We start from the raw sequence: 4632 nt of genomic DNA on the forward strand, positions 1-4632 counted from the left end.
CATTCCGCCTTGCCCAGCGGTCCAAAATGACTTGCTCGATATCATATTCAGAAGGCGGAATTGATATAAGTTGCTGGCATAGCGTCATGAGTAGTATTTTTCTTCGTATCTATGGCGGCCTGCTGTTTTCCCTGGTTCTGGTCTCAGTGCTTTCCGGCATTGTTGTCACTATTGTTAATGGTGTTCGATTGGCCGAGTACCGGGAAGATATGGCCCGAGATACCTTCCGCCTTGTCTCTGAAGTACTGGCAGCAATGCCAGAAGAGCAGCGACATAATTGGCTGGGAGAGTGGGGACATAAACTGTCGATTCCTTTTTCAATGTTGCCTTTGGAGCGATCAGACTTCACGCCTAAAGAAATTGAGCAGCTCTCTTTAGGGGGGATTGATGTTCAGATGCTGACCGAAAAGGCAGCGGTTATTACCGCTTTAATTGATGATCGGTGGTTGTTGCAGGGACGTGTGGCTGAGATATCAGAACAAATGGTGAGTGGTACCATTGTTTTTCTCAGACACCTGCTTGGCCACTACTCTGCGGATGAGCGAGTGACGGTATTGGCTCAGCGATCCGGAGAATCGCTGAGTTTTCCTGTGTCCATTGTCCACTATTCAGCTACTTCGTTAACGCCCCTGCAAAACACCCAGTTGCAGCAGGGCAGTATTGTTACTGTTTTAAACATCAGAGATGAATCGCTCCAGCTCTATGCCCAGATGAAGGATAGTGATCAGATACTCCATCTTGGCCCATTGAAATTACTGAACCCTTATCCTTTTAAACTGATCCTGACCCTGGGGCTTTTCGTCTTGATCTCTCTGAGCCTTGCGATCTATATCCTGGTCAGGGGAATGGAGAAGCGGCTGAGAAAACTGGAAAGAGCGGCAACACGCTTTAGCCGAGGAGACTTTGAGGTAAGGGTTAATGTGGGTGGGGCGGATTCGATTGGTCGCCTGGCCCTGGCATTTAATGCCATGGCCGACCATATTCAACGTCTGCTGAGTCTGCAGAAAGAGATGATTCGTGGCGTGTCCCATGAATTAAGGACCCCTGTGGCAAGGTTGCGGTTTGGCCTGGATCTGATTGCTGATGCGAGAACACAGGAAGAGCGGGAGGTCCAGCTGGAGGGCATGGATCAGGATATCCAGGAGTTGGATCACCTGGTTGATGAGTTTCTGACCTATGCCAACCTGGAACAGGGAGCTCCGACCATCAGTTTGAAACGTCATGATGTCGATAAAGTGGTGGCACAGGTGGTTGGCGAGCATCTTAGATTACAGAACCGGGTTGAGATAGAACATATTCCCTGCAATGTGTTAAACCCCAGGCGTTTTGTAGAAATTGATCGTCGCTATATTCATCGGGCTATACAAAACCTGGTGGGCAATGCCTGCCGATATGCTGACAGTAAAGTTCAGGTGCGTTTTTCATCCACTCAGGATACTTGTCGTATTGATGTGGATGATGATGGGGCCGGGATTCCTGAAGAACAGTGGGAAAGGGTGTTTTCTGCTTTCTCCAGACTGGACGACAGTAGAACACGTAAGTCAGGAGGCTATGGTCTGGGACTCTCAATCGTCCGGCGCATTATGTACTGGCATGGGGGCCGGGCGCTGGTTAGTCACAGTCCCCTGGGGGGAGCCCGATTCAGCCTGGTCTGGCCCAGAAAGCAGAGGCATTAAATTATCTGATGTTCCCGAGGACGCCCCGGGAACATCAAGAAGATCTTGAAGAATATCAAGAAAGTCCTTCTGGATTCCTTCCTCTTTGAGAATATGGAAGGCAACATTATGGGTTGAGAAGCCGGGTTTCAGGACATAATCATAGTGCAGGCGGCCTTCACTGTTGATGTCAGCGCTGACATGAAGATTTTGAAACTTGTCCGGGAACTGATCAGCCAGTGAGGTCAGCCTGGCATAGTGGGTAGAAGAAATGCTAATCGTCCCGGGTAAATCGCCAATCGATTTTATATAGGCGAGTGCACCGATCTCCCCTTCTGTTGGGCTGGTATTGCTGAAAATTTCATCCAGAAAAGCAATGCTGAACTGACCAGCCTCTAATGTGCGTAATGTCTCCAGCAGCTTGATAGCGCGTTTTGATTCTGCGCTGAAACTGGAAACGCCAGTAATCATTTCCGGTTCAATAACCGTATGGGTATGGATAAAGGAAAATGGTGTCAGTTTAAAGGATTCAGCCGGAGATATGCCCAGTGTCTGCGCCATGATGACGTTAAGTGCTGCAGCATTCATGGCATTGGACTTTCCTGCTGCATTCGGGCCGGTGATAATGATATTGGCCGGTGGTACAGAGTGGCTGGCGGTAAGGTCACTGGAAATAGCAATGTCAGGAGGGAGCAGTGGGTTCCAGAAGCCCTGAAGCTCAATAGTCGGTTGCGCTGATACTTCATATTGTGCAAAACATAATGGATTAGTTTCCCGGTAAGACGATGACCTCAGTAGCTTGGCAATGGTCAGCCAGGCATCAATCTCACCAGTGGCCTGCATAATCCTGATCAATGGGATGTGGTTTCGGCGAAGCAGCATCAGGCTTCTTTTGTAGCGTCCCATGTTGGTTGACAAATAGGAGAGTGTGTCGGGTGTTTTCTCCGGTGCATCGTTTAACAGTGTGGCTATTTCCTGAATCTGGGTGGAATTTCGAAACTTCAGGAAGCCACTGTAATGGTCCAGAATATCCTCAAGGGCCGGGTGATACTGGGCCAGTTGTTTTAGTTCTCTGGCACTTTCCAGCGCTCTTCCAGGCCTGCGGCTACGCTCCATGACAAACGTGTAAGCGGCCCGATTATCCTGAAAGAGTCGGTATGATTGATAAATGGCGATCATTTGCAGCACTGCAAAGCTCCCGAAAGTAAAAATTTTGGCCGGTGGTGGAAGCTCCTGAAAGTGATGGTGCATTTCGGAAATGACCAGGTTCATGTTGGCTGGCAGGTTGATGACTGAATTGAGAAGCCCCTGAATAATCCCGTATTGTGCGTCAAATTTTCCAAGCAGCGTGGATCCGATCAGGCCAATAGGCACATTCAATGCACTCATAACACTAATGGTGTCGTTTAACCGGCGGGCAATCTCCTCATACGACGCATCTGAGGTGAGCCCCGGGATGTATGTCTGGTAATCAATCTCATCAAAATGGGGGCTGTTCACTGCATCAGAAGGGTCGAGCAGGGCAATGAGTCCATCTTCATCCGCGGCATAACGGATAAGTTGCTCCTCTATCTGAAAGATGACTTTAGGGTGATCTAACAAGTATTGAAGCGCTCTCTGGCGTTTTTCAAGGACCTCTACATCAGTGATGGGGGATATCAGCAGGTTTGCCAGCATTATTTCACCAGTGACCGTCATCGGGGAGCCTAAATTGCTGAGCAGGCTATGTCCGGGATTTTGTACGGTGCCACTGAGAATATGCAGGTCTTTAACGGCATGGTGGGTTATTATCTTGTTGCCTGTTTTATGAGTTCGGGAAAAGTTTTGCAAAAGAATGCTTCGTCTTTCTCCCGGGGACAGGAGAATTTCAGGTAACTCCTGTTTCTGGTTACGAGAGTTCATGGCATTCTTGTACTTATCTACAGAGTGGATTTTTGATAAGTGATCATGTATCAGCTGATAAGTATTGGTGATTTCCATGCCTCCGGTAGCGTTAAGACTTGCGGTAATGGTTGTGATTAACAGGCATGTTAAATAATCAGTGGCTCTTGATTTCATTTGGTATTTTCGATGGACCGTTTTTATTTTCTTACTTTCAACAGGGTAATCATTGCATAAAAGTTGGATGGGACACTGTTAACGAAATAGCCACCGGAGGTGATGTCAAAGTATCTTCCAATATGAAATAAGCCAAAAGTAAAGGCCTGCCTCCAGAACGAAATTCATAACAACGCTTAATAGGCCTCGTATTTTATGGTGTGCATCAGAAGCCTTTGGGTAAGCAGGCTTACACTTCCGGTTGTTCATGGCCAATGGAGGGGGTATTGTAAATGGAGCAACTAATATCCCCATAAGCTTGTATAAAAATAGATGAGAAGCCATAGTCTCGCCATGCAGTGATGTGATCCATTTCAAGCCATTGTTGCTGACCATTACCGCCAATGAAGCCCGTTCCCGCTATCGTCGGCAGAAGCGTGAGCTGTTGTCCGATGCCCCGGAAGAAGCGCCGCTGGTCCATCGTTTTAAAGAGGATGGTCATTGGCAGCCGCCGCCTTCCAACTGGCACATTGATGGGCCAGGGGCGCTATTGGATAAACGGGAACTGATGGACTGCCTGAACCATAAGATCACCACGTTGCCCGAGAAACAGCGTCTGGTGTTTGGCTTGAAAGATCTCAGCCAGATGTCACTGGACGATATTTCCGGTTTTATCGGTGAGTCGGCAGCAAATGTCAGGGTTCTGCTGCACCGGGCGCGGGCAACACTGTATTCCGGTATTGAACAGTTTTTTTTCGTCAAAGGTATAACTGTCAAATGTTACCTTTGGGTCAAAACCTTCCCTTAGCAACATTTGTCGTTTACCAGGATCCATCAGCAGTCATTGCCAATCCTGCATGTCAAATTTTTGCCCGTTATAGGCAGGCTAAGTAGTTGGCCAAATGGAATCGTATATTTCTGGCTAAGTGGGCAGTTACTA

3 protein-coding genes are annotated in these 4632 nt (G+C 48.0%); 2 read left to right on the top strand and 1 reads right to left on the bottom strand.

The features are described 5' to 3' along the window. The first annotated feature begins 86 nt into the window (after nucleotides 1–86). Nucleotides 87–1676: an ATP-binding protein gene (locus KDK15_RS11045; protein WP_257295413.1), complete on the top strand. Its 1590-nt coding sequence runs from the start codon at nucleotides 87–89 to the stop codon at nucleotides 1674–1676. On the opposite strand, the gene KDK15_RS11050 is transcribed toward KDK15_RS11045, so the two are convergent. Beyond that, the gene (locus KDK15_RS11050) at nucleotides 1566–3713 is read right to left on the bottom strand and encodes a hypothetical protein (RefSeq protein ID WP_257295414.1); all 2148 of its coding nucleotides are present in this window, start codon (nucleotides 3711–3713) and stop codon (nucleotides 1566–1568) included. The two genes, KDK15_RS11045 and KDK15_RS11050, sit on opposite strands and share 111 nt — an antisense overlap. Nucleotides 3714–4056: 343 nt before the next feature. On the opposite strand from KDK15_RS11050, the gene KDK15_RS21270 reads away from it, so the two are divergent. Then, nucleotides 4057–4500, top strand: coding sequence for a sigma factor-like helix-turn-helix DNA-binding protein (locus KDK15_RS21270; protein ID WP_257295415.1), 444 nt, complete (start codon nucleotides 4057–4059; stop codon nucleotides 4498–4500). Nucleotides 4501–4632: the final 132 nt, after the last annotated feature.

The organism is Endozoicomonas sp. YOMI1, from assembly GCF_024606345.1.
In the GTDB taxonomy this organism is placed as follows: domain Bacteria; phylum Pseudomonadota; class Gammaproteobacteria; order Pseudomonadales; family Endozoicomonadaceae; genus Endozoicomonas.